The 26,560-nt window shown below is 70.9% G+C and carries 16 protein-coding genes; 8 read left to right on the top strand and 8 right to left on the bottom strand.

Features of this window, described 5'->3' with window-relative positions; translation table 11 throughout:
• The first annotated feature begins 212 nt into the window (after positions 1 to 212).
• The 6 genes from WMF11_RS08370 to WMF11_RS08395 all read left to right on the top strand — a co-directional run bounded on the left by WMF11_RS08370 (position 213) and on the right by WMF11_RS08395 (position 6,833).
• Entirely contained in the window at positions 213 to 971 is a 759-nt protein-coding gene (locus tag WMF11_RS08370) for a hypothetical protein (RefSeq protein WP_437977078.1), read from the top strand.
• Positions 972 to 1,257: 286 nt separating this feature from the next.
• Positions 1,258 to 2,748 (top strand): MDR family MFS transporter, encoded by a 1,491-nt coding sequence (locus tag WMF11_RS08375; protein WP_437977079.1) that lies wholly within the window; start codon positions 1,258 to 1,260, stop codon positions 2,746 to 2,748.
• A 427-nt stretch (positions 2,749 to 3,175) separates the two neighbouring features.
• The gene (locus tag WMF11_RS08380; protein WP_437977080.1) at positions 3,176 to 4,414 is read left to right on the top strand and encodes an arabinan endo-1,5-alpha-L-arabinosidase; all 1,239 of its coding nucleotides are present in this window, start codon (positions 3,176 to 3,178) and stop codon (positions 4,412 to 4,414) included.
• Positions 4,415 to 4,486: 72 nt separating this feature from the next.
• Positions 4,487 to 5,125 carry an RNA polymerase sigma factor gene (locus tag WMF11_RS08385; RefSeq protein ID WP_437977081.1) on the top strand — a complete coding sequence of 213 codons (639 nt, stop codon included), beginning with the start codon at positions 4,487 to 4,489 and terminating at the stop codon, positions 5,123 to 5,125.
• Entirely contained in the window at positions 5,122 to 5,712 is a 591-nt protein-coding gene (locus tag WMF11_RS08390) for a tetratricopeptide repeat protein (protein WP_437977082.1), read from the top strand. The genes WMF11_RS08385 and WMF11_RS08390 overlap by 4 nt, the downstream gene beginning before the upstream one ends.
• Positions 5,713 to 5,828: 116 nt before the next feature.
• Positions 5,829 to 6,833, top strand: coding sequence for a rhamnogalacturonan acetylesterase (locus tag WMF11_RS08395; protein WP_437977083.1), 1,005 nt, complete (start codon positions 5,829 to 5,831; stop codon positions 6,831 to 6,833).
• Between the two features lie 216 nt (positions 6,834 to 7,049).
• Here WMF11_RS08395 and WMF11_RS08400 read toward each other — a convergent pair whose 3' ends face one another.
• From WMF11_RS08400 to WMF11_RS08420, 5 genes are all read right to left on the bottom strand, one after another.
• On the bottom strand, positions 7,050 to 8,852 hold the full coding sequence (locus WMF11_RS08400; RefSeq protein WP_437977084.1) for a hypothetical protein: 1,803 nt from the start codon (positions 8,850 to 8,852) through the stop codon (positions 7,050 to 7,052).
• A gap of 298 nt (positions 8,853 to 9,150) precedes the next feature.
• A complete protein-coding gene (locus WMF11_RS08405; RefSeq protein WP_437716428.1) occupies positions 9,151 to 9,375 on the bottom strand; it encodes a DUF2188 domain-containing protein in 225 nt (74 codons plus the stop codon).
• A 70-nt stretch (positions 9,376 to 9,445) separates the two neighbouring features.
• Positions 9,446 to 10,036, bottom strand: a complete 591-nt coding sequence (locus tag WMF11_RS08410; RefSeq protein WP_437907916.1) for a GTP-binding protein — start codon at positions 10,034 to 10,036, stop codon at positions 9,446 to 9,448.
• 325 nt (positions 10,037 to 10,361) lie between these two features.
• Positions 10,362 to 11,609 carry a hypothetical protein gene (locus tag WMF11_RS08415; protein WP_437977085.1) on the bottom strand — a complete coding sequence of 416 codons (1,248 nt, stop codon included), beginning with the start codon at positions 11,607 to 11,609 and terminating at the stop codon, positions 10,362 to 10,364.
• Between the two features lie 173 nt (positions 11,610 to 11,782).
• Complete coding sequence (locus WMF11_RS08420) at positions 11,783 to 17,713, bottom strand: PAS domain-containing protein (RefSeq protein WP_437977086.1); 5,931 nt, start codon at positions 17,711 to 17,713, stop codon at positions 11,783 to 11,785.
• Between the two features lie 683 nt (positions 17,714 to 18,396).
• Here WMF11_RS08420 and WMF11_RS08425 point away from each other — a divergent pair.
• The gene (locus WMF11_RS08425; protein ID WP_437977087.1) at positions 18,397 to 19,674 is read left to right on the top strand and encodes a serine hydrolase domain-containing protein; all 1,278 of its coding nucleotides are present in this window, start codon (positions 18,397 to 18,399) and stop codon (positions 19,672 to 19,674) included.
• Positions 19,675 to 19,742: 68 nt separating this feature from the next.
• Here the strand turns inward: WMF11_RS08425 and WMF11_RS08430 are convergent, their stop codons facing one another.
• Positions 19,743 to 21,044 carry a cation:proton antiporter gene (locus WMF11_RS08430; protein ID WP_437977088.1) on the bottom strand — a complete coding sequence of 434 codons (1,302 nt, stop codon included), beginning with the start codon at positions 21,042 to 21,044 and terminating at the stop codon, positions 19,743 to 19,745.
• Between the two features lie 606 nt (positions 21,045 to 21,650).
• On the opposite strand from WMF11_RS08430, the gene WMF11_RS08435 reads away from it, so the two are divergent.
• Positions 21,651 to 23,192, top strand: coding sequence for an amidase (locus WMF11_RS08435; protein ID WP_437977089.1), 1,542 nt, complete (start codon positions 21,651 to 21,653; stop codon positions 23,190 to 23,192).
• A 117-nt stretch (positions 23,193 to 23,309) separates the two neighbouring features.
• On the opposite strand, the gene WMF11_RS08440 is transcribed toward WMF11_RS08435, so the two are convergent.
• Together WMF11_RS08440 and WMF11_RS08445 are read right to left on the bottom strand one after the other, a co-directional pair.
• Positions 23,310 to 25,121, bottom strand: coding sequence for a glycoside hydrolase family 44 protein (locus WMF11_RS08440; protein WP_437977090.1), 1,812 nt, complete (start codon positions 25,119 to 25,121; stop codon positions 23,310 to 23,312).
• A gap of 52 nt (positions 25,122 to 25,173) precedes the next feature.
• Entirely contained in the window at positions 25,174 to 26,550 is a 1,377-nt protein-coding gene (locus WMF11_RS08445) for a DUF1552 domain-containing protein (protein WP_437977091.1), read from the bottom strand.
• Positions 26,551 to 26,560: the final 10 nt, after the last annotated feature.

Raw genomic sequence — 26,560 nt, forward strand, 5'->3', positions numbered from 1 at the left:
TCTGAGGTGGTTCGTGGAAAATTCCAGTAATCGCGCTCGGAATGCAGCGCGAGGGGGCGCAGGATTTCAACCGAGGTGAGGTCCAGCAGCAACGTCCATGCTCGGTGCGCCGTGATCTTGTCTTGAGGCCTCAGGCACTCACGGCGCTTGGTTCACGCAAACAGAGGGATTGTTCAACCAACTGACACCCACAGCCGAAAAGGAGATCGCTCATGCGGCAGGTCTTGCGGCACATCTTCGAGAAGAAGCAGGCATACGCTCGTCTACCCCTGTTCGAGCACATGCGTAACGAACTGCTCGATCCGAGCGAGCGGCTCGCGTTCTATCCATGCATGGCGTACTTCATCCTGAGCTTCGGTGATCTGAACAAATTCGTATTACGGGAGGAGCACGCCGCGGACAAATACCAAGAGATGGTCAACGCCCACACGCGCGAGGACGACCATCACTGGCCGTGGTACCTGGAGGATCTGTCCAAGCTCGGCCACGACGTCGAGGGCCGGAGCACGGACCTGCTGAACTTCCTCTGGGGTGAGGAGACGATACAGAATCGGATCCTCACCGCGCGGCTCACCGCGCTCATCAAGGGCACGACGGGCCTCGAGCGGCTCGTCATCATCGAAGCGATCGAAGAGACCGGCAACGTGCTCTTCGGGGCGATGCTTCCCCTGGCGGAGGCCCTGGAGAAGCGCCTTGGCACGCAGCTGCGCTACTGCGGCTCGTTCCATTTCGAGCGCGAGTCGGGCCACGCGGTGAACGCCGACCACGCCGAGCTCGCGCGCATCCCGCTCGACGCCGAGACGCGCGCGCGGTACATCGCGCTCGCGGACGAGGTGTTCACGATATTCGAGCCGTGGACACACGAGCTCTTGCGCTATGCCCTCGCGCACCCCGTGAGCGCCCCCGTGGCCGACCCCGAGACGGACGGCGTGAGCCAGGTGATGACCCGGTCGTCGGTGCTCGCCGCGTGAATCAGCGCGGTTGAAGCCTGTCGGGTCGCACTGCCCGCTCTACGGGACCCACCCCCCGGCGCTCGTCATGCGACGAGCTCTCTGCACAAGACGTTGACGCACATCTTGCCCCGACAGCGGTCGCCGACCGCGCGAGCGGCGGCATGCCCACCTGTTCTCGTCTCGCGCTCGACCATGGCGACGCAGACGACTGTCTCCGCCCTTACCGGTCTTCTCGACGGTGATGACGCGCGGCGCGGCGTCCCGCTTGCCGCGCCGGCTCGTCCACACCACATCCACCACCTGCATGGCTCCAGAACGCAAGACGCACCGCGCCCTCACCGTCGCCGGGCTGATCCTGGCCCTCGCCATGGCCGCCCTCGAATCGACCGTCGTCGCCACCGCCATGCCCACGGTGATCGGCGATCTCGGCGGGATTCACCAGTACGCCTGGGTCACCACCGCCTACCTGCTCACCTCGTCGGTGCTGGTGCCCATCTGCGGCAAGCTGTCGGACATCTACGGCCGCAAGCCGATCATGCTCTTCGGCATCGCCGTCTTCCTGCTCGGCTCGATCGCGAGCGGCGCGGCGCAGACGATGCCGCAGCTCATCGCCTTCCGCGCCCTCCAGGGGGCCGGCGCCGGGGCGATGCAGCCGATGGCGATGACCATCTCGGGCGACATCTTCGATCTCAAGGAGCGCGCGCGGATCCAGGGCGTCTTCGGGGCCGCCTGGGGGCTGTTCGGCATCATCGGCCCGATGGTGGGCGGGCTCATCGTGCACTACTTCTCGTGGCGCTGGGTCTTCTACATCAACATCCCGTTCGGCGTTGCGTCCGCCGCGCTCGTGGCCACGTCGTTCCACGAGCGCATCGAAAAGCGGCCTCACGAGCTCGATTTCCTCGGGGCGGCGCTCCTGTCCGCCGGCGTTGTCGCGCTGCTGCTCGCCACGGGGAGGCTCGGCGGGGAGACGACGCTGCTCGCGGCGGTTGCGTCGGCGGCGCTGTTCGCCGCGTTCTTCGCGGTCGAGCGCCGCGCCCCCGAGCCGATGATCCCGCTGCCGCTCTTCCGGCGACCGGTGATGCTCATCTCCAACGTGGCCGGCGCGATCCTCGGCGGCGCGATGATGGGCACGATCACGTTCGTGCCGCTCTTCGTGCAGGGCGTGCTCCGCGGCACCCCGACGGACGCCGGGAGCGCCATCGCGCCGATGCTCATCGGCTGGCCGGTCGCGAGCGCCATCGGCGGGCGGCTCATTCCCCGGGTCGGGTTCCGCCCGCTCATCTGGATCGGCCTCGGCGTCACGGCGACGGCGGGGCTCGCGCTCGCGCTCGGCGGGGCGCACGACACGCCGCTGATGCTCCGCGCGACGACGCTGGTCTTCGGCGTGGGCATGGGGCTCTCCAACGTCGCGCTGCTCATCGCGGTGCAGAGCAGCGTCGCGTGGGATCAGCGGGGGATCGCCACCGCGAGCACGATGTTCTCCCGGCTGCTCGGCGGCGTCGTGGCGGTGGGCATCATGGGCGGCGTCCTGACGGCCCAGCTCGCGAAGGACCCGTCGATCCCCGCGGACGCCGCGAGCCGGCTCCTGACGGCGGAGGGGGCGCGCGGCCTCGATCCGTCGATCCTCCAGCACCTCGGGGAGGCGCTCACGGCCGGCCTGACCACGGTGTTCTGGATCATCGCGGCCATGGGCGTCACGGGCTTCATCGCGGCGCTGTGGTTCCCCCGTGTGCCGCTCCAGGCCGATGGGGGAGACGCGGCCGTCGCGCCGCCGAGCGGGGCCGGCGTCGGGTGAGGCGCCCCGCCCTCGCCGGCAGGGACGGGGGCTCGATCCAGCGTGTTCGACGAGGGCCGCCAGAGCCTGCTCCGGTCGAGCCGCGAGGGCGGAGGAGACGGGGCCGTCCTGTTCTTCGCATCGACGCGGAGCGGGGTGGCCGACATCCACGAAGCTCGGCGCGTCGCACGATGATTCGTGACATCGCCGTCGCGGTATAAAATTTCTTCGAAGACGGTTTTTGACGCTCCACGAGAAGCTCGAGCAACCCACGATGGATCGTGGGCGCTCCGGCCCACGTGGAAGAGCGGGACGACTCGTCCCGGAGGACATCGAGCCGACCCCCATGGCCAGCACCTCGACGGATGATCCGCCCGTGGATCCTCAGGAGTTCACGATGCATCTCACGCTTTGCCGGTCGCGGCGACGACGGGTATCCGCGCCCACGTTGAGCCTCCTGATCGGCGTCGTCGCGACGCTCGCGGGCTGCAGCACGGAGCCCTCGGCGCAGGGCTCCGGCTCAGGAGGCCAGGACAGCGGCGCCGCCGGCGCCGGCGGCGCGACTGCCGCTTCCGCCACCACGGCGAGCAGCGGCGCGGGAGGCCATCCGAGCGCGACGGCCGGGGTGGGGGGCGCCGGGGGCCCCACCGGGAGCGGCGGCGCGGGCGGCAGCGGCGGTGCCGGAGACAGCGGAGGCGCCGGAGGCAGCGGCGGCGCTGGCGGGAGCGGCGGCGCGGGCGGGGCGGCGGACAGGTGCGCCGATGCCCTCTACGACCCGGCGAGCCCGCCAGAGGCGCTGACCCTGTCCGGGAACCTGGGGACCCACGACCCGGCCGTCATCCAGGCCGGCGACCGCTACTACCTGTTCCAGACGGGGGACAGGCTCCCGATGAAGACCTCGTCGAACCTCACCGCATGGCAGGCCGCCGGTCGGGTGTTCGACGCGAAGCCCGCCTGGCTGGCAGAGAAGGTCCCGGGCGTGAGCGACCTGTGGGCGCCCGATATCTCGCGCTTCGGCGACACCTACCATCTCTACTACTCCGCCTCCACGTTCGGCAGCAACCGGTCGTGCATCGGGCACGCGACGAAGGCATCGCTCGACTCGCCAGGTCCCTGGACGGACCGCGGCGCCGCCATCTGCTCCAACGACGGCGGGGCGCGGGACGACTGGAACGCGATCGATCCCAACGTCGCGATGGATGAGGCGGGGACGCCGTGGCTCGTGTTCGGGAGCTTCTGGGGCGGTATCAAGATGGTGAAGCTCGCCCCGTCGGGGGAGCGGGCCGACAAGGAGCTCCACGCCCTCGCCGCTCGCCCTGACGCCCGCGGCGCGCTCGAGGCGCCCTTCATCGTCCGGCGCTGCGGCTTCTATTACCTGTTCGTCTCGTTCGACGCCTGCTGCCGTGGGACGGACAGCACGTACAAGATCGCCGTCGGTCGTTCGACGAGCATCACAGGCCCGTACGTCGACGAGAAGGGGGCTCCGATGATGTCCGGCGGCGGCAGCATCATCGTGGAAGGAGGCTCCCGCTGGCGAGGGCCCGGGCACAACGCCGTGCTGTTCGCCGGCGATCGCTCTTACAACATCTATCACGCTTACGACGCGCAATCGAACGGCGCCCCCACGCTGCGGATCTCCGATCTGGCGTGGGACACCGACGGCTGGCCACGCTCCGGAGGTCCCTAGTCGCGCCACCGCCGCCGGGCTCCGCGCTGCGCGCCCTGATCGGGACTCATGGACTCCTCCCTCGTCGCCAGAATGCGAAAGCCCGTGACGGACCTCCACGCGCCGCCGGAGGGAGCGCCTCCGCGGGCGGACGAGCTGCTCGGGCTCGCGCGCGCCGCCGCGGGGCGCGATCCGGCGGCGATCCGCACGCTCATCACCGAGCTCGGCGGCGCCATGTTGCGGAGCGTGCGGAAGGTGCTCGGCCCGCATCACCCCGACGTCGAGGACGTGACCCAGGAGGCCGTGCTCGCGCTGCTCCAGGCGCTGCCGTCCTTTCGCGCGGAGTGCACCGTGCTCCACTTCGCCAACCGGATCGCCGTGATGACCGCGCTCGGCGCGCGCCGGCGCCTCAGCGTGCGCGCGCGCTTCGACGAGCCGGGCGCGCCGATCGACGTGGCCCCGGACGAGAGCGGCGCGTCGCCGTTCGCCGAGGCGGTCTCGAGCCGGCGGCGTAAGATGGTGCTCGAGGTGCTCGACAGGATGCCCGAGGCGACGGCGGAGGCGCTGGCCCTCCATTTCGTGCTCGGCTACACGGTCGACGAGATCGCGGCGCTCGCCCGCGTCTCTCCGAACACGGTGTGGAGCCGGCTCCGGCTCGGCAAGGAGGCGCTGCGGCGCGCGCTCGCCAACAACGCGAAGCTGGCCGAGCTCTTCCGCGGGAGGGAGACATGACCGCCGGCTGTCGGAGCGAGCTCCTCACGCGGGTGCGCCGCGGCGTCGCGACCGCGCCGGACCGGCTCGCCCTCGACGCCCACCTCGGCGCCTGCGCGTCGTGCCGGATCAGCTGGGTGCTCGCGCTGGACTTCGACGCCGCGGGCGCGGCGGAGCCCGGGGACGCAGAGCTCCTCGCGCGCATCGCGAACGCGGCGATCGGCGGGGCCGTGATCGACCTGCCGTGCGAGGGAGCGCCGGCGCGGCGGCGGCGCGAAGGAGCGCCCGTGCGGCTCGCGAGCGCGCCCGTGCGGCCCGACAACGACGTCCGGCGCGGGCCCGAGGCCACGCTCTCCCTCGTGTCGCTGGGCGGCCTGCTCCTCCACAACGGCTCGCCTGCCGCGGCGCTCGCGCAGTTCGACCGGTACCTCGGCGTCGCCGGCCCGCGCCCGCTCGCGGTCGAGGCGCTCTACGGCCGCGGGCGCGCCCTGCGGGCGCTCGGGCGCGCCGGCGACGAGGCGCAGACCTGGCGGCGCCTGCTCCGGGAGCACCCGGGCTCGCCGTACGTCGAGCACGCCCGCCGCCGCCTCGCCGAGCTCGGAGGGTGATCCGCGGTGCTTTGTCATCGCGTCGCGCTCTCTTCACCCCCGCTGGCCACGTACGTCCCTCCGGGCACGCACCCGACGCGTGCTCGTCGTGCACTGTTTTCCTGCAGGAGCTCGTCATGCGAATTCGGCCTATCTTCATGACCATCGTGCTTCATTCTTTCGTCGCCGGTATCGGCCTCGCGTCTGGGGGTTGCAGCTCGGGAGACCCCGACGATCACCCCGCCGCGCAGACCACGGGCAGCGGCGGCGGCAGCAGCACCAGCGCCGGCGCAAGCACGAGCGCCAGCAGCGGTGCTGGCGGTGCGAGCAGCGCTTCCGGCTCCAGCGCCGCGGGGGTGGGCGGCGCGGGAGAGGGTGGCGGTGGCGGCGGCGGCGCGGCCGGAGGGACGACGAGCGCTTCAGGCGGCTCGGAAGGCGGCGGCGGGAGCGCCGAGCTGCCGGACGTCACGGTGTACATCGCCGGCGACTCGACCGTTCAGACCTACGTGAACAGCGCCCTTCACCAGGCGGGCTGGGGCCAGATGCTGGGGGAGTTCTTCGACGAGCGGGTGCGCGTCGACAACCGGGCCATCGGCGGCCGGACCGCGCGCCGGTACATCGACGAGGGCCGCCTCGACGACGTCCTCGAGGACATCCGGAGCGGAGACTACTTCCTCGTGCAGTTCGGCACGAACGACAGCAACAAGACCGCGACGTACGAGCTCGACGGCAAGACCATTCCCTATTACCTGGACCCCGCGACGGACTTCAAATCGTACCTCGAGCAGTACATCACGGGCGCGCAGGCGCGCGCCGCGACGCCGGTGCTGGTCACCCCGCCCCCGCGGCGATCGTGCTCCGGGGACAGCCACGAATTCGGCAACGGCCTGGCCGCCCATTCGCAGGCGATGCGCGAGCTCGGAGACGAGCTGGACGTGGCCGTCATCGATCTCAACGCGAAGACGCTCGCCCACCTGAACTCGATCGGGTGCGTGGCGGCGGGCGAGGACTTCTTCCTCGTCCGGGCGGACGGCTCGGTCGACGGCACCCATTTCAACGAGACCGGCGCCCGGGTCATGGCGGGCCTGGTGGCCGACGGCACCGAGGACGCCGGCCTGACCCTCGCGCAGTACCGGAAGTGACGGGACCGGCGCGCCTGTCGAGCTCGCGGCATCGACCTGAAGCATCCTCTCCAATCTCGGAAAAATTCACAGGAGGCGGGGAGACGGGGAGTAAAATCCCATGAACCTCCCCGTCTCCCCGCCTCCCTGTTCAATCTCTTCTTTTGATAAAAGTGGTGATCGTTCCGCGGGGGCCTGGTGCAGGCGGTATCCGCGAAACCTACCTTGCCAGCGAGGCTACAGGCATTCGGCGTTGCACGACTGCGCGCACTGGCTCGGCGTGAGCCGGCCGTCCTCGCGGCACAGATCCATGCACGAGTCGTAACACGCATCCGAGTTGTTCCGTACGAAGTTCACGGTCACGGTCTTCGCCGCCGACATCGTCACGAAGCAGCCGTTGCCCAGGACGCTGTCGCACCCGGTGAACACCACGTCGTGCCCCGTCGACGAGGCCAGGAGCATCACCTCGCTGCGCGTCGGGAACGCGGCAGAGCAGCTCGAGGTGCAATCGAGGTTCAGCGGCGTGCTCACCACGCGGCCCGCGCCGCTGCCCGCCGCGCGGACCACGCTGAGCGTCGATGTGCCCAGCTGCGGAGGGGTGACCTCCAGGAACGACACCGCGCTCGCCAGGCCGGCCCCGAGGTCGAACGTGGTGCGCGTGTGGCTCTGGCACGCGCCCGTGCCGGTGTTGCCGCTGCCGGCGTCGCTGCATACGCGCGCCGTGAGGGTCGGAGGCACGACGAGCGACACGATCCGGTTGTCGCCGATCGCGTTGAGCGCCGCGCCGGCCCAGCGGCCGGCCCCGAAGCTCACGCGGGTGCCATAGAGGTCCTTCTCGGTGAAGGCCGTCACCACGCGCACGACCTCCGCGTACGAGGTGCCCGCGAGCACGGTCGTGGGCGTCGGCTCATCGTAGAAACGGCAGGTCCCGACGCCGTGCCCGCTCGTCCCGCCCTCGTCCGTGCACACGCGCACGCGCGCGCCCGGCGGGACGTAGAGGGAGCGCGTCTGGTCGTTGCCGACCCCGGAAAAACCCCCGGCGCTGGCGCGGTGCTCCCCGTAGCCGAAGGCCGACGCGCTGCCCCGGTAATCCTGCTGGCTGAAGAGCAGCACCATCGGCTCGATCTCGACGAACGAGATCGCGTTCCTGTAGGCGGCAGGCACGTTGTGCGCGGCCCCGTACTCGATGGTCGGGTTCTCGATCGTCGCGCAGCTCCCGCCTGTCCCGCTCACGCCCTCGTCGATGCAGTAGCGCATCCGGCTCGCGGGCGGCAGGCGCACGCGCGTGATGCTGTTGTCGCCCACGCCGCCGAGGTGACCGAAGCTCGCTCGATGGCGGCCGATCCCGAGCTCCTGGGCGCGGCTGTCCTCCGTGAAGACGATCGCCCGGCCGAGGATGCCGGCCGAGAGCATGCAGCGATTGGCCATGTGGGGGACGCTGTGGAGCCCTTGGTCGTACTCGCCTTCAGGATAACCGCAGCTGTCATGGCGATAGTCCTGCTGGTGCATCGCCTCGTGCCAGATGACGCCCGCGACGCCGGCGCGCTCGAAGTCGCTCATCCCGGCGGCGGCGACGCCGTCGAGGTAACCCCTGTCGATCTCCATCCGCTCATGGGAGTCGCCGTACCCGTCGTACTGCGCGTGGCCGAGGGCGTCGGTCAGGTCGGCGCACGTGGCGGTCACGTCGGCCATGTTGCCGCTGCGCATGACGTTGCGGACCTTGGTGTGCTGGGTGCTCCTCGGCTCGTTCGCGAACGGGTCGTCGCTGCCCTGGTAACAGGGCTTGTACCACTCCATCATCCGGTACCGCAGGCAGGCGTCGAACTCCTTGGTCATCGCGATCTGCCGGCCGGCCTGGTGGGCCTCCACGAGCACGTCGCGCTGCGCGAGCGTGCACGAGCTCGTGTTCAGGTCTCCGTACAGCGCCTCTTGCGCCTCGGCGATCTCCGGGCCCGCGGGCTCCTCGATCGCGCCGGCCCTGCACCCGGCCAGCACGGCGGCGATACCAAGAAAAAGCGACTTCGTCTCTACCCTGTTCATGGTCGTTCCCTCGAGTTGGCCCTGCCCGAGCCGTCCCCGGAGCGGGGCGTTCGGGCGAGCGTGCCGGGCTCATCGCAATCGATGTGCCCGGCCCCTCGGGGGCGGTGCACCGGCGAAAAGGGCGGGAGATCGAGGCCAGCGCTGCGCGGCCTGCGGGCGTCCGCCGGCGCGTTGCGCGAGGGCTTGCTCAAGCTGGGCAGAGCTCGCTCAAGGGATCGGGCTCGGGTGCAGCCCCGCGGCGGCGAGCAGCGCGACGGCCCGGTTCATCGCCTGGATGAGGCGACCTGTCTGGCCGCGGTCACGCCGCGAGCCGGTGCTCTATCTCGATCGGCGTGAGCCGCGGCGGCTGCTCGTCGACGACGAGCGTGCTCCCCGGGTGCTGGCGGACGAGGTCCTCCGTGGACTCGATCGCTTCCTGCACCGTGCCGTACGGGAGCGAGCGGGTGACGTATCCCTCGGCCGCGACCACCCAGCCCCAGCCGTCGGGGTCCGGCATGACGTGGTAGGCGAGTCTCTGTGTCATGGCGTGTCCTCCCTCCGGCAGGGTGAGCCCGTCGCGCGCCAGCCGCAACCGATCGGCGCCCGCGGAGGCCCTAACGCTGGCGGCGCTGCACCTCCTTGAGCGCGAGCTTCGAGATCGCCCGCAGGGTATCGAACACGCCGCGCCCGCTCGCCGCGGCGGCCTCGAACTCGGGCGCTCCGCCCGGATTGAGGAGCTCCCGGAGCTCCGCGATGTCGGCGATCCCCTCGAGATCCCGCTTGTTGTACTGGACGACGAACGGCAGCCGCCCGGGCGAGCGGCCCTCCTCGGCGAGGTTGTCCCACAGATCGGCCATCGACTCGACGTTCGCGTCGACCCGGGCGCGCTGGGAGTCCGCCACGAACACGACGCCATCCAGCCCTTTCAGGATGAGCTTCCGGCTCGCCCTGTAGAAGATCTGGCCCGGCACCGTGTAGAGCTGAAGGCGCGTCCGGAAGCCCGACAGGCCCCCGAGATCGAGCGGAAGGAAGTCGAAGAACAGCGTGCGATCGCTCTCGGTCTTGAGCGAGATGAGCCGCCCCTTGGCGGCCGGCACCGTCCGGTCGTACACGTATTGAAGGTTCGTCGTCTTGCCGCAGAGGCCTGGTCCGTAATAGACGATCTTGCAGTAGATCTCCCGGCTCGCATAGTTGATGAACGCCATCGGCGTGCTCCTCCAGAGTCGACGTTCGACGGGGAGGCAAGGCCGGTCCCCGCATTGAAATTGAAATCGGCCGGAGGCCGTCGCATTGGAAGCGATGGCTGCGGTCGTCCAGCGCAATGGAAACGAAGGCGGCCACCGGTGCCCGCGCTGGAAGCGGCGTCCGTGGTCGATCCCGCGCCGGGAGGCGAGGCGCTGGCCGCTCCCCCCACGCGTCCCGGCGTCCTGCGTCGCGCCGGGGGCGCCCCGCGCGCCGCGAGCTGCGCGCCCAGCACGGCGCGCGGCGCTGCTTGCTCCCCGGCGCTACGTCACGCGCGGCCGGCGGCGGTCACGAAGACGCGTCGGCGATCGCGTGGAGGGCCGCCACGAAGCCCTCCAGGGAGGCGTCGCGCGCGTCGCTGTGCTTCACCAGCCGCTCGTTCACGGCGATGAGCTCCACCACGTCCGGGCTCGCGCCCGGGACCCGCCGGAGCTCGTGCACGGCGCGGCTCACCCGCGACGGCGGGTCGAGGCACGCGAGCGCCGACAGCGCCGCCGTCGCGCCCGCCTCGCGGCCCGCCGCGAGCGCCTCCCGCGCCATCCCGAGCAGCACCAGCGCGAAGGCGACCTGGATCGCCTCGAGGAAGCCGCGGGAGACCTCCTTGCCGCCGTGGCTGGCCTCGCTCCACGCGAGGGTCACGAGCTCGCCTATCTCCGAGAAGGCGCGCGCCGACATCAGCGTGGAGAGCGTCTCCAGGCCGTGTCTGTCCCACGCCGCCCGCGTCGTCAGCTGGCGCGCGAGCCAGGAGAGCACGGTATAGGCGTCGTCCCCCGCCCGGATCGCGCCGAGCGCGATGTCCATCAGCGCGGCTCGCGCCACGCCGTGCGCCTCGAGCCAGCCGAGCAGGTTCGCCCGCTCCGCGCCCCGCGGCGTCCGGCGCGCCTTCTCGAGGATCGCGTCCCGGAGCGCCGGGGGAAAATGGAGGATATCGACGCTCCAGTCCTCGTCCGAGCCGCGCGCGCGCTCCATCGCCAGCGCGGCCAGCGCGTCGTCGTCGAGCGACAGCGCCCCGGCCCGCCTCGCCGCGAGGATCTTCGGGACCGGCAGATCGCGCAGCGCGGGGCGCTCCCCGTTCAGGCCGTCGAGCTCGTCCCCGTCGAGCAGCGGCGGCAGCCCCTTGTGGACCTTGGGCGCGAGGACGTACTCCGAGGGCCACTGGACAGGCTCGCGCCGGCAACGCTCGAGCACGCGCTCGTAGATCCCCGCCGGGACCTTGCCGCGCACGAGATCCGACAGCTCGATCCACTCCTCCTCGTCGAGCACGAGGCGCGGCACGCCCAGCACCTCGTGCTGGAAGTGCGCGGGATCCTGGATCGCGAGCCGCGCGAGCTGCCGGATCACCGGCCCGCTGAAGCCGCTCTCGCAGCGCGCCCGCCAGCGCAGGAGATCGGATGTCCCGAGCTCGTCGATGTGCTCGGACAGGAAGGCATGATCGTCTGGCTCCAGCGACGGCTGACGGAGCACATGAAAGAACGCGACGGGACGGGCACGGCCCCGGTGCGCGCGCACCAGGGCCTCAATCTCCGCCTTTCGCATGGCGCGACCTCATCACCCGAGACCCCATGTGGGATCAGGGACTCTCTCAGGTCCATCGTCGCCAGGCGCGAGCGCGGCCCGTCATGACTCGTCGGTCGGTGGAATGACGGATCCTGTTCCTGACCGGTATGCCCAGGGTAGCGCCGGCGCGCTCGCTGTCAACGCGCTCGTCGCTACTCGATCCGCTGCCGCCGCCGCCGCGGCTCCCGGGCGCTCGCGGGCGGGTCGACGTCGCGCGAGAGCGGCAGCTCGACGGAGAAGGTAGAGCCCTCGCCGATCTCGCTCGCGACGCTCACCCGCCCTCCGTGCGCCTCGACGATGGTGCGCGTGATGTAGAGGCCCAGCCCGAGCCCGCCGTAATGGCGCGACGAGACGCCCCGGCGATACCGCTCGAAGACCTGCTCTCGCACGTCGGCGGGGATGCCGATGCCATGATCGGTGACCGAGAGCCGGGCGGTCTCTCCGTCCGACGCGATGGTGAGCTCGAGCGGCTTGCCCCCGCCGAACTTGATCGCGTTGCTCAGCAGGTTGGTCACGACCTGCTCGATGCGCTGCGCGTCCCAGCGGCCGACGACCGGCCCGGCGGCGCGCACGTCGAGCGCGCAGCCCGCCCGCGCGAGCTGGTCGTCCAGGTACGTCGTGACCTCTCCCACGATCGCGCGGAGATCGATCTCGATCGGGTCGAGCTCCAGGCGCCCCGCGTGGATGCGGGAGACGTCGAGGAGCATGTCGACGAGGGCGACGAGGCGCTTGATCTGCCGCAGCGAGAGATCGACCGACGCGCGCGCCCGCTCGATGCCCTCCGCGCCGCGCGAGAGCTTCTTCTCCATCGAGTGGACGGCGAGCTGCAGGCTGGTCAGCGGGGTCCGGAGCTCGTGCGAGGCGACGGAGAGGAACTCGTCCCGCGCGCGGACGGCCTCCTCCGCGCGGGCGCGCGCCCGCTGCTCGTCCGCGAGCAGGCGGTCCCGCTGCTGCTCGGCCTGCACGCGCGTGGTCACGTCGCGGAAGCTCCAGACCCGCCCGACGATGCGCCCGCTCACGCGCTGAGGCTGGGAGTAGCGCTCGAAGACCCTGCCGTCGTCGAACATCAGGGTGTCGACGCCGCTCGCCTCGCGGGGGTCGTCGACGCTCCTCGTCCTCCTCGCTTGCTGGAGGAGCTGCTCGGAGTCCGCGAGCTGATCGAGGCAGAGCGCCAGGCGGTCGTCCTGCGAGAGGAGCACCTGCTCGGGGATCCCCCACATCTCCCTGAACCTGCGGTTGTGCCGCACGGGGCGGCCCGCGTCGTCGACGACCAGGATGCCGTCCGCCGTCGAGTCGAGCGTGGCCTCGAGCAGCGCGTGCGAGTGGCGCAGCATCTCCTCGGCGCGCTTGCGCTCGGTGACGTCCGTCGCGATCCCGCACACCGCGTACGACGTCCCGTCCGGATGGCGCAGCGGGAACTTGAGGGAGAGGAACGTGTGGATGCCGTCGGGGGCCGCGACGTACTCGTCCCTCTCGATGGGGTGGTCCTCCCGCAGCGCGGCGAGGTCGTTGGCGCGCACCGCGTCGGCGATCTCGGTCGGGAACAGCTCGTGATCGGTCTTGCCGAGGATGTCCTCGCGGGTCACGTGAACGACGTCCTCGTAACGGCGGTTGATGAGCAGGTATCGCCCGTCCGGGGCCTTGACGAACACGACGGCGGGCGTGTTGTCGAGGATGCCCTGCAGGAGCGAGCTGCTGTCGTGCAGGGACGCCTCCGCGCGCCGGCGCTGCGCGTTCTCCTGCTGGAGCTCGCCGTAGAGGCGCGCGTTCTCGAGCGAGATGGCCGCCTGCGACGCGAGGACATCGAGGACGCCCAGCTCCGCCGTGGAGAAGGCGCCCGGGACCAGGTTGTTCTCCAGATAGAGCAGGCCCACCGCCTCGTCCTGGCGCACGATGGGCACGCCGAGGGCCGAGCGGCGGCGGCACGACGCCTCGCCGAAATACGGATCCATGGCGAACCGGTGGGGCGCGGCCGCGTCGGCGATCGCGATGGGCTTGCGGCTGCGGACGACGGCCGCGCAGAGCGACAGGGGCACCTGCGACGGCGCCGCGAGGTGGCCGGTGGGGCCGAAGACGCGCTCTCCGTCGCCGCTCGCCTCCGCCAGGACGAGGCCCTCCGGCGACGAGAGGAGCAGGCAGCCGCGCTGCGCGCCCACGTGCTCCATGGCCACGAGCAGGAGCCGGGCGTGCAGCTGGGGCAGGACCAGCGCGCTCGAGATCTCCTGCGAGGCCTTCAGAATGCCGAGCATATCCAGGTATTTGACGTCGCCACCCCCGGACGCGGGCCGCCGCGCGAGCTCGGGGTGCTGCTGGAGCAGGGCGCCGACCTTCGCCCGCGCGCCCCAGGCCTCGTAGCTGTCGCGGGCGCGCGCGAGGTAGGCGCTCGCCGCCGTGTCGAGCCCGCGCTGCTCGTAGAAGCGCGCGCAGAGCTCGCTGGCGAGCCCCTCGACCTCGACGAACCCGCCCGCGCGGGCGCCCTTGAGGGCCTGCTCGTACGCGCGCTCCGCGGCGAGCTCATCGCCCGAGAGGCGCGCGAGCTCGGCCGAGACCAGGGCCGCCTGGTGTGCGAAGTTCTCCGGGGACGCGTCCGCCAGCGCCGCCAGGTGGGCGAGGTGCGCGCGCACGGCCTCGAGGCAGCCCGGCGGGGGCGCGCGGGCGTGGCCGGCGGAGCGCGCGAGCGCGGCGTAGAAGTGATGCTGGGCGGCCCCGAGGAAGCGGGGCGCGGCGTGCAGCAAGGCGCCCGCGCGCTCCGCCGCTCCGGCGGCCTCGCCCAGATCGCCGAGGAGCACGCGCGCCTGCAGGTCGAGGAGATGGCCATAGAAGGCCCTGATCGGCGCCCTCCGCGCGAGCTCCTCCGCGGAGCGCTCCAGAGGGCGGCCGGGCGCGGATGGGTCGCGCAGCCGCGCGAGCAGCCGCAGCTGATCGCGGAAGATGTCCTGGTCCACCGGCCCGCAGGTGCGCTCGGCGAGCGCGAGGCGCCGCGAAGCCTCCTCGGCGACGTCGTCGAGGGAGTCGCCGACGAACAGCTGAAACGCGATGACCTGGTGGCCGAAGTAGCACGAGAAGGGGTAGTTGCCGGCGGAGAGCGCCGCGTCCAGCTCGCGCCGCGCGAGCTCCAGACAGCGTCGGACAGGCATCTTCAGGTACCCGAGCAAGACGATGAACGTGAAGCTCGCCCTGGGCCTGTAGGGCGAGTGCTCCTCGCGCTGGGCGAGCCGATAGCCCGCCTCGCCGAAGGCGAACGCGTCCGCGGGGCGCCCGCGCCGCTCGGCAAGGACGAGCCCGAAGGTCGCGTAGGCGGCCGCGGAGCTGCTCGTGTTCCCGTGCGTCAGCGAGAGCTCCACCGCGGCGCTGGCGGCGGCCGCCATGACGTCCCAGCTCGCGTGGTAAGCGGGCTGGTACAGCGTGGCGGCGAGATCGCAGACGGCCCGGGCGCGCGGGTCGGTCATGGGCGGCAGGTCCGCGAGGGCGGCGATGGCGAGGGCGCCGCCCTCGAGGCGACCCAGGACCGCCGCGACGGCGGCGTCCACCGCGGCGGCCTCCGGGTGGCGCGGCAGGGGGAGCCCGCAGTTGCCGAAGCCCGCGACACAGCTCTCGACGGCGGCGTCCATCGCGCCTTGCGCGACCTGGATCTCGGCGAGCAGGGCGTACACGGTCGCGGCCACGCACCGCCCGGGGGCGCGCTCGCACAGCGACGCGCAGAGGCGCTCCGCGGCCGCGAGCTCGCCGGTCGCGAACCGGCACTGGGCCAGCGCGAAGTCGAGCTCGAACGCGAGCTCGGCGCGCGCGGGGAGGCGGCGCGCGCCCGCGAGCAGCTCGGCGCCCAGCAGGAAGAACCCGATGGCCGCGGCGTGGTGGGTCGCGGCCTGGGCCTTCCGGCCCGCGCGCAGGTTGAGCTCGGCGGCCCGCGTCCGCTCCTCCGGGGACGTGATCCGCGGCGCGGCGCGGGTGATCTGGCGCACGATCTCGAAGAGCTGGGCCTCGATGCGCTCGGGCGGGAGGCCGTCGAGCAGGGCGCGCGCGGCGGCGAGGTGCGCCTCGGGCCGCTGCTCGGCGGGGGTGAGCTCGTACGCGACCTGATGGATGCGGTCGTGCAGGAAGCGGATCTCGCGGTCGATCCGGACGATGAGCCGCAGCGCGAAGGCCGCCTGCAGGCGCTCGATGACGGCGTCTTCCGGGCAGCCGAGGAGGAGCGCCAGGGTCGTCAGATCCGCGGCGTCGCCGAACACGGCGAACCGCCGCAAAGCGTCCTGCGTGCCCGCGTCGAGGCTGCGGAGGTTCGCGGCGATGATCTCGGCGACGTCGTCCGAGCACCTCTTGGCCCGGATCTTCTCGAGATCCCACCGGAACGCTCGGGCGGTGGTCGAGAAGCGGATCAGCCCTTCCTGGTGCAGCGTGCCCGCGAGCTGCGCGATGAACAGCGGATTTCCCCCTGTCTTCTCGTGGAGGCTCGCCGCGAGCGGGGCGACCTCCTCCCGGGGGGCGCGCAGCGAGTCGGCCACCCACGAGGTCACGGCGTCGGCGGACAGGGGGGCGATCGCGATCTCGGTCACGGCGACGTCCTGCTCGCGGAGCCGGCGGATCATCCGGCGCACCGCGTGGGCGTCGGGGACCTCGTTGCTCCGGTACGCGCCGAGGATCAGCGTGTCGCGGACGCCGGGGTCGGTCGCCCAGCGCTCGACGACCTTCAGCGTCTCGGCGTCTGTCCACTGGAGGTCGTCGAGGAAGACGATGAGCGGCTTCCCCGGCCGCGCGAGCGCGCCGAGGAGCTGGCTGAGCGCCAGCTGGAACCGCGCCTCGGCCTCGGGAGGCGGGATCTCGGGTGGCGGGCTCCGCTGGCCGAGGATCCGGGCGAGCGCCGGGAGCATGCCGGCCAGCAGCGGCGCGTTCGCGCCCAGCGTCGCTGCGAGGCCGCGCTGCAGCTCCGCGTGCGGCGCCTCGCCCTCTTCGAGGGCCTGGACGAGCGCGCCGTCCAGCGCCGCGAGGAGCGCCTCGCACGGGGCATGGCGCGGGGCCGCCTCGCACCTGCTGCCGGTGAAGCGCGCCGCGGGCGCGCGGACGGACTCGCCCAGGTGATGGACCAGGCGCGTCTTGCCCACGCCCGGCGGGCCCGAGATCAGGACGAGCTCCGTCCGGCCATCGCGCCCGACGCGCGCCGCCGCGCTCTCCAGCCGCGCGACCTCGCCGGCGCGGCCGTAGAGCCCGGGGGCCAGCCGGAGAGGCGGCGGCACGTCGGCGAGGCCCGGCTGGAACGGCGCGATCCGCCCATCTGTCCGGAGCGCCTCCCGGCACCGGACGAGATCGTGCTGGAGGCCGGCGGCGCTCTGGTACCTGTCCTCGGGGAGCTTCGCGAGCAGCTTCAGGACGAGCTCGCCGACGGTCGAGGGCAGCCCGGGCACGGACACGAGCGGCGACGGGGGGACGACCGCGGCGTGGCAGTAGAGCCATCCCAGCAGATCGTTCGCGGAGAACGGCAGCCGTCCGGTGAGGAGCTCGAACAGGATCACCCCGAGGGAGTAGAGGTCCGACCGGTGATCGATCACCACGCCGAGGCGCCCGCCCTGCTCGAGCGACAGGTACGGCCAGGTGCAGGGGGGCGGACGGGCCGATCGGGGGCTACACCGGCCCGGCGAGAGCGACCAGGGGCTGAACCCGGTCAGCTTGATGTCGTCGCCCGGCAGGAGCATCACGCGGTGCGGGGTGAGGCCGAGGTGGACGATCTGCCGCCCGTGGATCGTCGCCAGCGCCCCGGCGATGCCGATGGAGAGCCCGAGGAACCGGCCGAGATCCATGGGGGTGCCCATGAGGCGGGCGAGCGGCGTCGCTCCGTCGTCGTGGAGCACGAGCGCGGGCTGGCCATGGAACGTGCAGATCCGCGCCGCCTCCATGGCCACGTCGCAGCCGACCAGCCGGGTCGCCTCCAGCTCGCGCCGCAGCGCCTCGTACTCGGCCGTCGAGGGGTGAGCGACCTTCAGGGCCTTGACGAGGACGCTCCGCCCCGCCGGCTCGCGCGCCCGGTAGAGCGCGAAATCTGGTCCTTCGTCCAGCACGGCCTCCGCGAGGTATTCGGTCGCTGTCTGCATGGCTCTGGCGTGCTGGGCGTTACGCACCTCTCCAGGGCGCGGCTGCGCTCGAAAGCGCCTGCGCTGCGCTGTCGATCGACAGGCAGGATCGATACCAGCGGTGAGCGGTCTTCGCCGCGGCGGTCCAGGCGTCCGATGATCGGCTCGACGCGCCGGCTGCCGCGTGACGGCCGATCAGGGCGAGCCGCGTCGATCGCAGCGCCGTCGGACGCTGTCCGCCGAGCTCGGCCTTGAGCGGGACCCTCACGGTATCGTCCGCTGGCGCGCGAGAGCGCGAGTGATGGGGGGAGAGACGACGGGAGAGGCAGCGGGGGAGACGTCAGGCCACGAGGGCCCGTGGCCCCTCGGGAACTCGGGAACTCGGGAGCAGCGCGTTCATTCGTCCGCGGTCGTCCGCGGTCGTCCAGGATGTCATCTGCTTGCGTCATCCCGCAATCGATTGCGCTTCCATTCCAGTCGTGCCAACTCCATTGAAGGGGACGCGCCGGACCTCTCGGCTGAAACCAGCGGCCAGGTAGCAGCTCTTTTTGGCGGTGCAGCTCGAAGGGGAGACGGCAGGTCACGCTGGCGTACAAATTGCGAGCCTTCACGCCAGACGCCCACGCTGAATGCGCCTCCGGCCCTCCGGGGGGCAAACGCCGTGGAAGGATTCGTTCTTGATGAAAGCAAGGTTGGGAAGAGCCATGATCGATCAACGACGAGCGGTCAACCGCAGGATGTTCTTGCAAGGGATGACCCAGATCGCCTCGGTGGCCGCCGCGGCGCCTGCGCTCGGTTCGGACCCATGGAGAGGCGCCTGCTCGACGACGCTCACGACGGGGCGGCCCGAGGACGTGAGCATGAGCTCGGAGCGGCTGGAGGACGTCTTCGCGCGGATCCAGCGCCGCGTGAACGACGCCCTGTTTCCCGGCGCCACGGCGCTGGTCGCGCGGCGCGGGGTCATCGTGGGTCACCGGGCCTTCGGCAGCAAGGTCGCCGGCGCCGACGAGCCGGTGACGCTCGACACGATCTTCGACGTCCAGTCGATGAGCAAGGTGCTCTCGACGGCGGCGGCGGCCCTCGCGCTCGTGCAGGAGCGCGTGATTCGGCTGGACGCGCCGGTCGCCAGGTACCTGCCGGACTTCGCCGCCAACGGAAAGGGCGCCGTCACCGTCTACGACATGCTCCGTTACTCGTCCGGTCTGCCGCTGGACAACCAGTGCTTGGATGAGGACGTCGAGACGGCCTGGTGCATCATGGCCGAGACGCCGCTCGAATACGCGACGGGCAGATCGGCCCTGTACAGCGATCTCACCTACCGCCTCCTCGGCCGCATGATGGAGGCCGCCGCGGGGGAAGATCTCGACGCCATCGCGAGAGAGTGCGTCTGGCGTCCTCTCGGCATGAGCGACACGATGTACAACCCGCCCCCGGAGCTCGTCGAGCGCGTCGCGGCCACGGGGTACTCCGCCCGCCGGGGCTGCCTGGTGCGGGGGCAGGTGCAGGACGAGCAGGACTTCGCGCTGGGCGGCATCGCCGGCTGTGACGGCGTGTTCACCACCGCGCTCGATGTCGCCGTCTTCTGCCAGATGATCTTGAACGGCGGCGCCTACGGCGGCGCCGAGGTCCTGCGGCCCGATCTGGTCCGGCAGATGAAGAAGAACAACACGCCTTACGTGACGGAGGCGGAGACCGATACATCGCCCATCAACAACCTGCTCCTCGCCCCGAAGGGCCTCGGGTGGGAGATGCGGACGCGGCGCTTCTCGAACGGCGGCATGCGCCTGTCGCCGCGCGCCTTCGGCAAGGCGGGCGGCGCCGGCACGTTCATGTGGGTCGATCCGGATCTCGAGATCATCGGCGTCCTCCTGACCAACCACGGGCTGCCGCAGCCCTTCGACGAGCTCGGCTGGAACCGCATGCTCGACAACGTCGGTTGCACCGAGTTCTTCGACGGCATCATCAACGCCGTGCACCGCTGAGCGCCGTCGCGGGCGAGCGGCGCCGCGACAGGCGAGGATCTCGGGAGAACGCCGCTTCTCCAGGTCGTTCAGGCGGCTTCCACGGGGAGCGGCTCCTCCGGCTCGACGGCGGCGGCGGCGGCGAGCGTCCGGCGCAGCAAGGGGCCGATGGTCAGGCCCTGCACCACGATGGAGACGACCACCACGACATAGGTGATGGTCAGCACCATCTCGCGCTCCGGAACGAGCGTGCCGTCCGCGAGCTTTCCGGGGATGGAGAGCGCGAGGGCCACCGAGACGCCGCCGCGCAGGCCGCCCCAGGTGAGGATGCGGATCGCCCCCGGGGTGAAGACCCTGCGCCTCTTCATGAGGCTCACCGGCAGCGCGACCGCGATGAACCGCGCGAGCAGCACGACCGGAAACGCGAGGAGCCCTGCGAGCAGCGACTGGGCGTCGAAGGCGACGATCAGGAGCTCGAGGCCGATCAAGACGAACAGCACCGCGTTCAGGATCTCGTCCATCAGCTCCCAGAAGTCGTCCAGGTGCTCGCGGGTCTTCTCGCTCATGGCGCCGGCGCGCGCCTCGTTCCCGATGAAGAGCCCGGCCACCACCATGGCGATGGGGCCGGAGACATGGATCGCGTACGCCAGGGCATAGCCGCCCGCCGCGGCCGCCAGCGAGAGCAAGACCTCTACCTTGTAGTCGTCGACCTGCCGGAGCATGGCGAGCGTCACGAAGCCGAGCGCGAGGCCGTACAGCACGCCGCCGATCGCCTCCTGGACGAACAGCAGCGAGAGCCGCTGCAGATCGAGGCCCGACGTCCCCGACGCGATCTCCAGGAGCCCGATGAACGCCACGACCGCCACGCCGTCGTTGAAGAGCGACTCTCCGGCTATCTTCATCTCGAGCTCCTTGGGCGCCCCCACGTGCTTGAGGACCCCGAGCACCGCGATGGGATCGGTGGGGGAGATGAGCGCGCCGAAGAGCAAGCAGTAGACAGGCCGGATGTGCACGCCCATCAGCGTCATCAGGGCGTAGGTCATGCCGCCCACCAGCACGGTGGACATGAGCACTCCCCCGGTGGCCAGGACGCCGATGACGACCCGCTGCTTCTTCAGATCGGCCAGGTTGACGTGCAACGCGGCGGCGAACAGGAGAAAACCGAGCATCCCCTGCATCAACGTCTTGTTGAAGTCGATGCCATGGAGGTGCTCCTTCGCCTCGGCCTCCACCTCCGGAAACAGCTCTCCGATGGCCACCATGACGAGGGACGTCGCCATCGCGATCAGCATCAACCCGATCGTGGTCGGCAGCTTGAGGAGCCGATGGTTGAAGAAGCTGAAGATCGCAGCGAGCGAGAGCAGCGCTGCCGAGACTTGGAATAGATCCATGCTTCCAGGCTTACAGACGGACGCGCGCCGGCGCGGGCGAGGCGCGGCGACGTCTGGATAAAAAGTTGCACGTCAAAGTTTTCTCGAGGGAAGAAAATCCAAGCCGACTCAAAATGTCAAGCCTCGATTGCGGGGCCTGCGCCGTGCTGCTCCTTCGCGCGGCGATCCGGCTTGGTTTACCGACGCGCAGGGCGCTCACCACGTATTCGTCCGTCGGTGAGCGCGCCTCGTCCTTCCCGGACGTCTGACGACGTGTGTGGACCTCGCGTGGACGCTGTACACCGTCCTACCGAGCGGCGAGATGTGCGTGTGTCTGCGGCAGCTTCGCCTCCAGCCTGGTGATGCGACGTGCGCCTCGTCGGCGCCTGCGGCGCCCTTCGCGCTTCCGGTCGAATCTGTGGTCGGCGCCGCAACCGCGCGCGGTGAGCGCCGTAGATGGGCATGGGCCGTGGGCCGCGGGGCGACGGCGGCCCCTTCGCTATTGCCGGTATCCTGCTGTGCAATAGCTCGTTTCCTGTAAAGGAATCATCTGGACCTGAAGAATCGCGGTGTGCGTCTCGCGAGCAGTACGACACTGGCTCACGACGCTCCCGTGGGGAGGAGAGCATGAGCGAATCAGCAAACGTCAATGACCCGGGCGCTGCCGCGCAACCAGGGGAGATCTCGCGCCGCTTCTTCTTGCGGGCGTTCGCCGGGGGGGTGGCGGCCCTGTCGGGCGCGTGCGATGGGATGACGCCGATCGATGCGCCTACAGCGGAGGCGCGGTCGGAGCTCACGCGGGCGACGGGGGGGCAGCTGGCGGATCTCATCCGCCGGAAGCGGGTGTCGTCGCTCGAGGTCGTGGAGGCGCACCTGGCGCGCATCGCAAAGATCAATCCGCGCCTGAACGCCGTCGTGAAGCTCCGCGCCGACGAGGCGAGAGCCGAGGCGCGGGCGGCGGACAAGGCCCTGGCGAGAGGCAAGCCGCTCGGCCCGCTGCACGGCGTGCCGATGACGATCAAGGATTCGATCGATACCGCGGGCGTCGTGACGACCGGCGGGACGAGCGGGCGAACCAATTTCGTTCCGGTGGAGGACGCCACCGTGGTCCGGCGCCTCAAGGAAGCGGGGGCGATCCTGCTGGGCAAGAGCAATACGCCCGAGATGACGTGGTCTTACGAGACGAACAACGCAGTATATGGGCGCACCAGCAATCCGTATGGCCTCGACCTGTCGCCGGGCGGCTCCAGCGGGGGGGCGGGCGCCATCGTGGCCGCGGGCGGCTCGCCGTTCGACGTGGGGAGCGACACCGGCGGGAGCATCCGCGTCCCGTCGCATTTTTGCGGGATCGCCGGGCTCAAGCCGACCGCCGGCCGCATCTCGCGGACGGGCCATATCGTCCCGGCGGAGGGGCTGCTCCAATCGTTCACCGTGCTCGGGCCGATGGCCCGCTCGGTCGACGATCTCTGGCTGCTCTTCAGCGTCCTGGCGGGGCCCGACTGGCGCGACGCGGCGCTGATCCCGGCGCCGCTCGGCGACCCGAAGCACGTGCAGCTCAGGGAGCTGCGGATCGCGATGCACACAGACAACGGGATCGCGGCGCCGGACGCGGCGGTGCGCCAGGCGGTGGTGGACGCGGCGGCGGCGCTGGAGGCGGGCGGCGCGCGGGTGGAGTCGAAGAAGCCCGACGCGCTGAGCGACGTGCTCACGATCGACGCGGATATCTTCCGGGCGGACGGCGGCGCCTGGTTAAGGCGGCTCCTCGACCTGGCCGGGACCACGGATCCCGGCGCCGAGGTGGCGGCCTCGCTCGTAAGCGAGCCGCTGTCGAGCGGTGAGCTGACCGCGGCGGTCGAGCGCCTGGACGCGTGGCGGGGGCGGATGCTCGGCTTCATGAAGGATGTCGACGCCATCGTCTGCCCGCCGTGTGTCCTCGAGGCGCTGCCCCACGATGCGTGGGTCGAGCACGGGGTCTACGCAGGGTTCAGCTACTCGTTCGCTTACAACATGACAGGGTGGCCGGCGGTCGTCGTGCGCGCGGGCACCTCGTCGCGAGGAACGCCGGTCGGCGTCCAGATCATCGGCCGCCCCTTCCGCGAGGATGTCGTCCTCGCCCTGGCCGCTCACATCGAGCGGGAGCTCGGCGGCTACAGAGCGCCGGCGATCTGACGGGAGCGCGGTCCACGCTGCCGTGGCGGGCCGGGGTGGCCTTCGCGGGCTCTGGCCCAACCCGTGTCGGGCTTCCGCAGGCTTGTCTGGACGACGCTCCGGACGAGGGGGACGCGGCTATCGGGGGACCAGCACCGACACGCTGTGGGCCGGCATCGCGTAGGCGAAGGCGTTCGTGGCGCGCGGCGCGATCGGATCGGCACGCACGAGATCGGCCTTGGTGGACGTGAGTTGCCACGCGTCGATGGCCGTGTAGCTCTCGTGGGCGGCGAGGGTCACCGCGGCCGTGAGCGGGGCCGCGGTCTTGTTGATGGCGACGAGGACCATTCGGCTCGGATCGGCCTCGTCGATGCTCGCGTACACGGTGGCCTTGGCGACATCGCTCGTCTCGGCGCGGACGGACGTATCGCCGAAGCGCGCGCCCTGCCCGTCGTAGCTCGTGAAGGCGCGCACGCCGGCCCGGAGCATCGAGACCTCTTCGCCGGGATCCCAGATCGTCGCGAGGAACACGCCCTCGCGGCCGAAGACGCCGAGGGCGTCGGCCTGCGCGATCGCGCCGGAGATGTGGTTGCCGCCGCCGTAATTGTACTCGGTGATGCCGAGGGCGGTGCCCGGGTAATGGGCGTCGATGAGGCCCTGGAGCCAGGGGATGAGCTTGATGGGGCCGCGCACGACGTCGTTCGCGATCCAGCTGTCCTCGACGAAGGTCGGGTCCCAGAGCGAGCGCGGCGCCTGGACGCGGGCCTCGACCGACGCGGGGGAGGCGTCGGAGCCCGTGAGGCGCTCGCCGTTCGCGTAGATCTCCGTGTACCAGTGCAGGTCGAGCACGTCGACCAGGCGGCGCCCCTCGCTCATCTCGGCGGCCTTCATGGCGTCGAGCCAGTGCTCGATGAAGTTGCCGTCCGCGTCGGGCGCGTCCTGGAGGCTGACATAGCCCGAATACCCGTAGGAGACGAAGCCGGTGACGAGCGCGTTCGGCGCGACGTCCTTGATCGCGGAAGCGAACTCGATGTTCTTGTCGACGAGCTCGGCGTAGCGCACCGGCTCCGGGTGGATGCGCTCGTGGGTGTGATTCCAGAGGTCGGGCTCGTTGTCGAGCGAGAACAGCACGCTCGCGACGTCGCCTTCGAAGGCGTCGGGGAAGGCCTGCTTCATCCAGGCGACGAACTCGTCCTGGTACACGGCGTTGTCGTTGAGATTGGGCGACGAGGAGAAGGGAGAACCCTTGCGCGCGATCGTCGGGTGAAAGCGGGTCTCGAGGTAATTCCGGGTCTGATTGACGTCGCCGCCGCCGTCCTTGTCCGCCGCGACATATCCGCAGATGGGGATGGTCGCGATGAAGGCGGCGCCGTGCGCCAGCGCGCCCTCGGCGTGCATGCGCACCGCCGCCCCGGGGACATCGCCGTTCGGGCTGTTCCCGGCGAGGTACCCGTCGTTCTGGTACATGTAGTCCGAGCCGGCGTTGGAGGCGTTGTTCTCCCAGTTGTACGCCGTCATGCGGTTGCCGCCCATGCGCACGACGGTGGTGCCGCGCTGCTCGCCGTCCAGGTCTTCGGCCCAGTTGGCGCCGTAGATGAGCCGGCTGATGGGGCGCACATCCCGATCGGCGCGCACGGTGAAGGTGACATCACCTGGCCCGGGATCGCCGGGCTCGACGAGGTCCGCGGGAGGATGGCCGCCGGACCCGCCCTGACCGCTGCTGGCCGTGCCGGTGCCGCCGCCAGCAGCGCCGGCGCCGCCGCTGGCCGTGCTGGTGCCGCCCCCCGAAGCGCCCGCGCCGCCGCCCGAAGCGCCCGCGCCGCCGCCCGAAGCGCCCGCGCCGCCGCTGCCAGCAGAGGAGGTGTCGGCGTCGTCGCCGCAGGCGAGGAAGGCGGCAGATGCGAGGAGGACCAGCGTGGCGTTCAAGAAGGGAGCATGTCGAGAAAGCATGCGATGCATTGTATTCCATCCCTCCGCGGGATCGCGGCGCGTGCTGGCGCGCTTAGACCTGGATGCCCGCGAGCGGCGACGTGACCCGCCCCGCGTCGGCGCCGAACTCCGTCACGTTCACGCCCATGACCTGAGCGACCGTCAGGAGCGCCTTGCTCAGGTTGTCGCCGGGGAAGTTGCGGTGCTCGTCGCCGCGCAGCCGCCCTCCGGCCTTCCCGGCGAAGAGCACCGGCCATTCCGTCCTCGTGTGCACCTTGCCCCACGCGGTGTCGGACGTGACGTACACGAGCGAGCTGTCGAGCAGGTTCGAGCTGCCGTGCGGCGTGTTCTTGAGCTTCGTCAAGAACTCGCTCAGGCAGCGCATCGTGTACATCACGCCCTTGTCGACGCGAGGCTGACTCGATTGATCCCCGGCATCTCCGTGGCAGATGGTGTCGTGGAAGTCGTCGTTCATGTCCTGCGCGAGGTGCCGATAGTAGACGTGCGCGGCGGGCAGCGAGAACATGAACGAGAGCACGCGGGTCCTCTCGCAGGCGAGCGCGAGCGCCGAGAGCTCGACCATGGCGGTGTTCACCGCAGGGGGCGCCTCGCTCTTCGAGTCCTTGCCGGCGGTGGGGGCCGTCGGACTCTTGCACGCCGACGTCGTGCCGCCGCCGGACGACATCGTATCGAGGCGCTGCTCGATGGCCCGGATCGACTCGAGGTGCTCCTCGATACGATGCCTGTCGGCCGCCCCGAGGCGCTGCTTCAGGCTCGCGCCGTCCTGCTGGACGGAGTCGAGCACGCTCTTCCGGACGTTCGCGAGCTTCGCGGCCCGATCCGCGCCGTCATCGCTGGGCTCGGGCAAGCCGCTCATGAACAATCGATTGAACACGGCCTTCGGATCGAACTCCGCGTTGTTGCGCGCGTTTGGCCCCCTGTGCGAGACCGTGTGCAGCGAGTCCTGAGGGCCGTTCGGCGTCGCCGGCGTCACCCCCACCTCGAGAGAGCGGTACGGCGCCCCCTCCGAGATGGCGTTCGCGACGACCTGATCGATGGACGGGGCCCGCACGGCGTTCCCGCTGAGCGGCGCGCCCGTCGTGGCCCCCGCCGACCCCGTGGGGTGCTCGACGCCGGAGACCACGAGCTTGTTCTCGAGGCCGCTGATCACCGTGAGGTACGACTTGAGGTCCGCGAGCGGCTGGAGCTCGGGGCTGAGCTCCCAGGCCTGACCGGAGCCCGTGCGCGTCGGCTTCCAGCGACCGGGCAGCGTGCCGTTCCCGAAGAACCACGTGACGTAGAGCGGCGACACCGGCGTCTTCGTCTGAGCGTGCGCCGTGCCGCTCTCGTTCAGCATGATCTCCAGCAAGGGGAGCGGGATGGTGACGGCGGCGCCCGTCGCCAGCATGCCCCGGAGAACAGTTCGTCGGCTCAACACTTTGTTCGTCATGGGGGGTACC

The sequence above is a fragment of the Sorangium sp. So ce295 genome, from assembly GCF_051527405.1.
Lineage (GTDB): Bacteria > Myxococcota_A > Polyangia > Polyangiales > Polyangiaceae > Sorangium > Sorangium cellulosum_B.

Excerpts from the sequence above, each read along its gene's own strand:
- WMF11_RS08435 (WP_437977089.1), top strand. The coding sequence starts at position 21,651 with ATGAGCGAATCAGCAAACGTCAATGACCCGGGCGCTGCCGCGCAACCA.
- WMF11_RS08410 (WP_437907916.1), bottom strand. The coding sequence starts at position 10,036 with ATGGCGTTCATCAACTATGCGAGCCGGGAGATCTACTGCAAGATCGTC.
- WMF11_RS08445 (WP_437977091.1), bottom strand. The coding sequence starts at position 26,550 with ATGACGAACAAAGTGTTGAGCCGACGAACTGTTCTCCGGGGCATGCTG.
- WMF11_RS08385 (WP_437977081.1), top strand. The coding sequence starts at position 4,487 with ATGCGAAAGCCCGTGACGGACCTCCACGCGCCGCCGGAGGGAGCGCCT.
- WMF11_RS08395 (WP_437977083.1), top strand. The coding sequence starts at position 5,829 with ATGCGAATTCGGCCTATCTTCATGACCATCGTGCTTCATTCTTTCGTC.
- WMF11_RS08370 (WP_437977078.1), top strand. The coding sequence starts at position 213 with ATGCGGCAGGTCTTGCGGCACATCTTCGAGAAGAAGCAGGCATACGCT.
- WMF11_RS08420 (WP_437977086.1), bottom strand. The coding sequence starts at position 17,713 with ATGCAGACAGCGACCGAATACCTCGCGGAGGCCGTGCTGGACGAAGGA.
- WMF11_RS08390 (WP_437977082.1), top strand. The coding sequence starts at position 5,122 with ATGACCGCCGGCTGTCGGAGCGAGCTCCTCACGCGGGTGCGCCGCGGC.
- WMF11_RS08415 (WP_437977085.1), bottom strand. The coding sequence starts at position 11,609 with ATGCGAAAGGCGGAGATTGAGGCCCTGGTGCGCGCGCACCGGGGCCGT.
- WMF11_RS08400 (WP_437977084.1), bottom strand. The coding sequence starts at position 8,852 with ATGAACAGGGTAGAGACGAAGTCGCTTTTTCTTGGTATCGCCGCCGTG.
- WMF11_RS08425 (WP_437977087.1), top strand. The coding sequence starts at position 18,397 with ATGATCGATCAACGACGAGCGGTCAACCGCAGGATGTTCTTGCAAGGG.
- WMF11_RS08440 (WP_437977090.1), bottom strand. The coding sequence starts at position 25,121 with ATGCTTTCTCGACATGCTCCCTTCTTGAACGCCACGCTGGTCCTCCTC.
- WMF11_RS08375 (WP_437977079.1), top strand. The coding sequence starts at position 1,258 with ATGGCTCCAGAACGCAAGACGCACCGCGCCCTCACCGTCGCCGGGCTG.
- WMF11_RS08430 (WP_437977088.1), bottom strand. The coding sequence starts at position 21,044 with ATGGATCTATTCCAAGTCTCGGCAGCGCTGCTCTCGCTCGCTGCGATC.
- WMF11_RS08405 (WP_437716428.1), bottom strand. The coding sequence starts at position 9,375 with ATGACACAGAGACTCGCCTACCACGTCATGCCGGACCCCGACGGCTGG.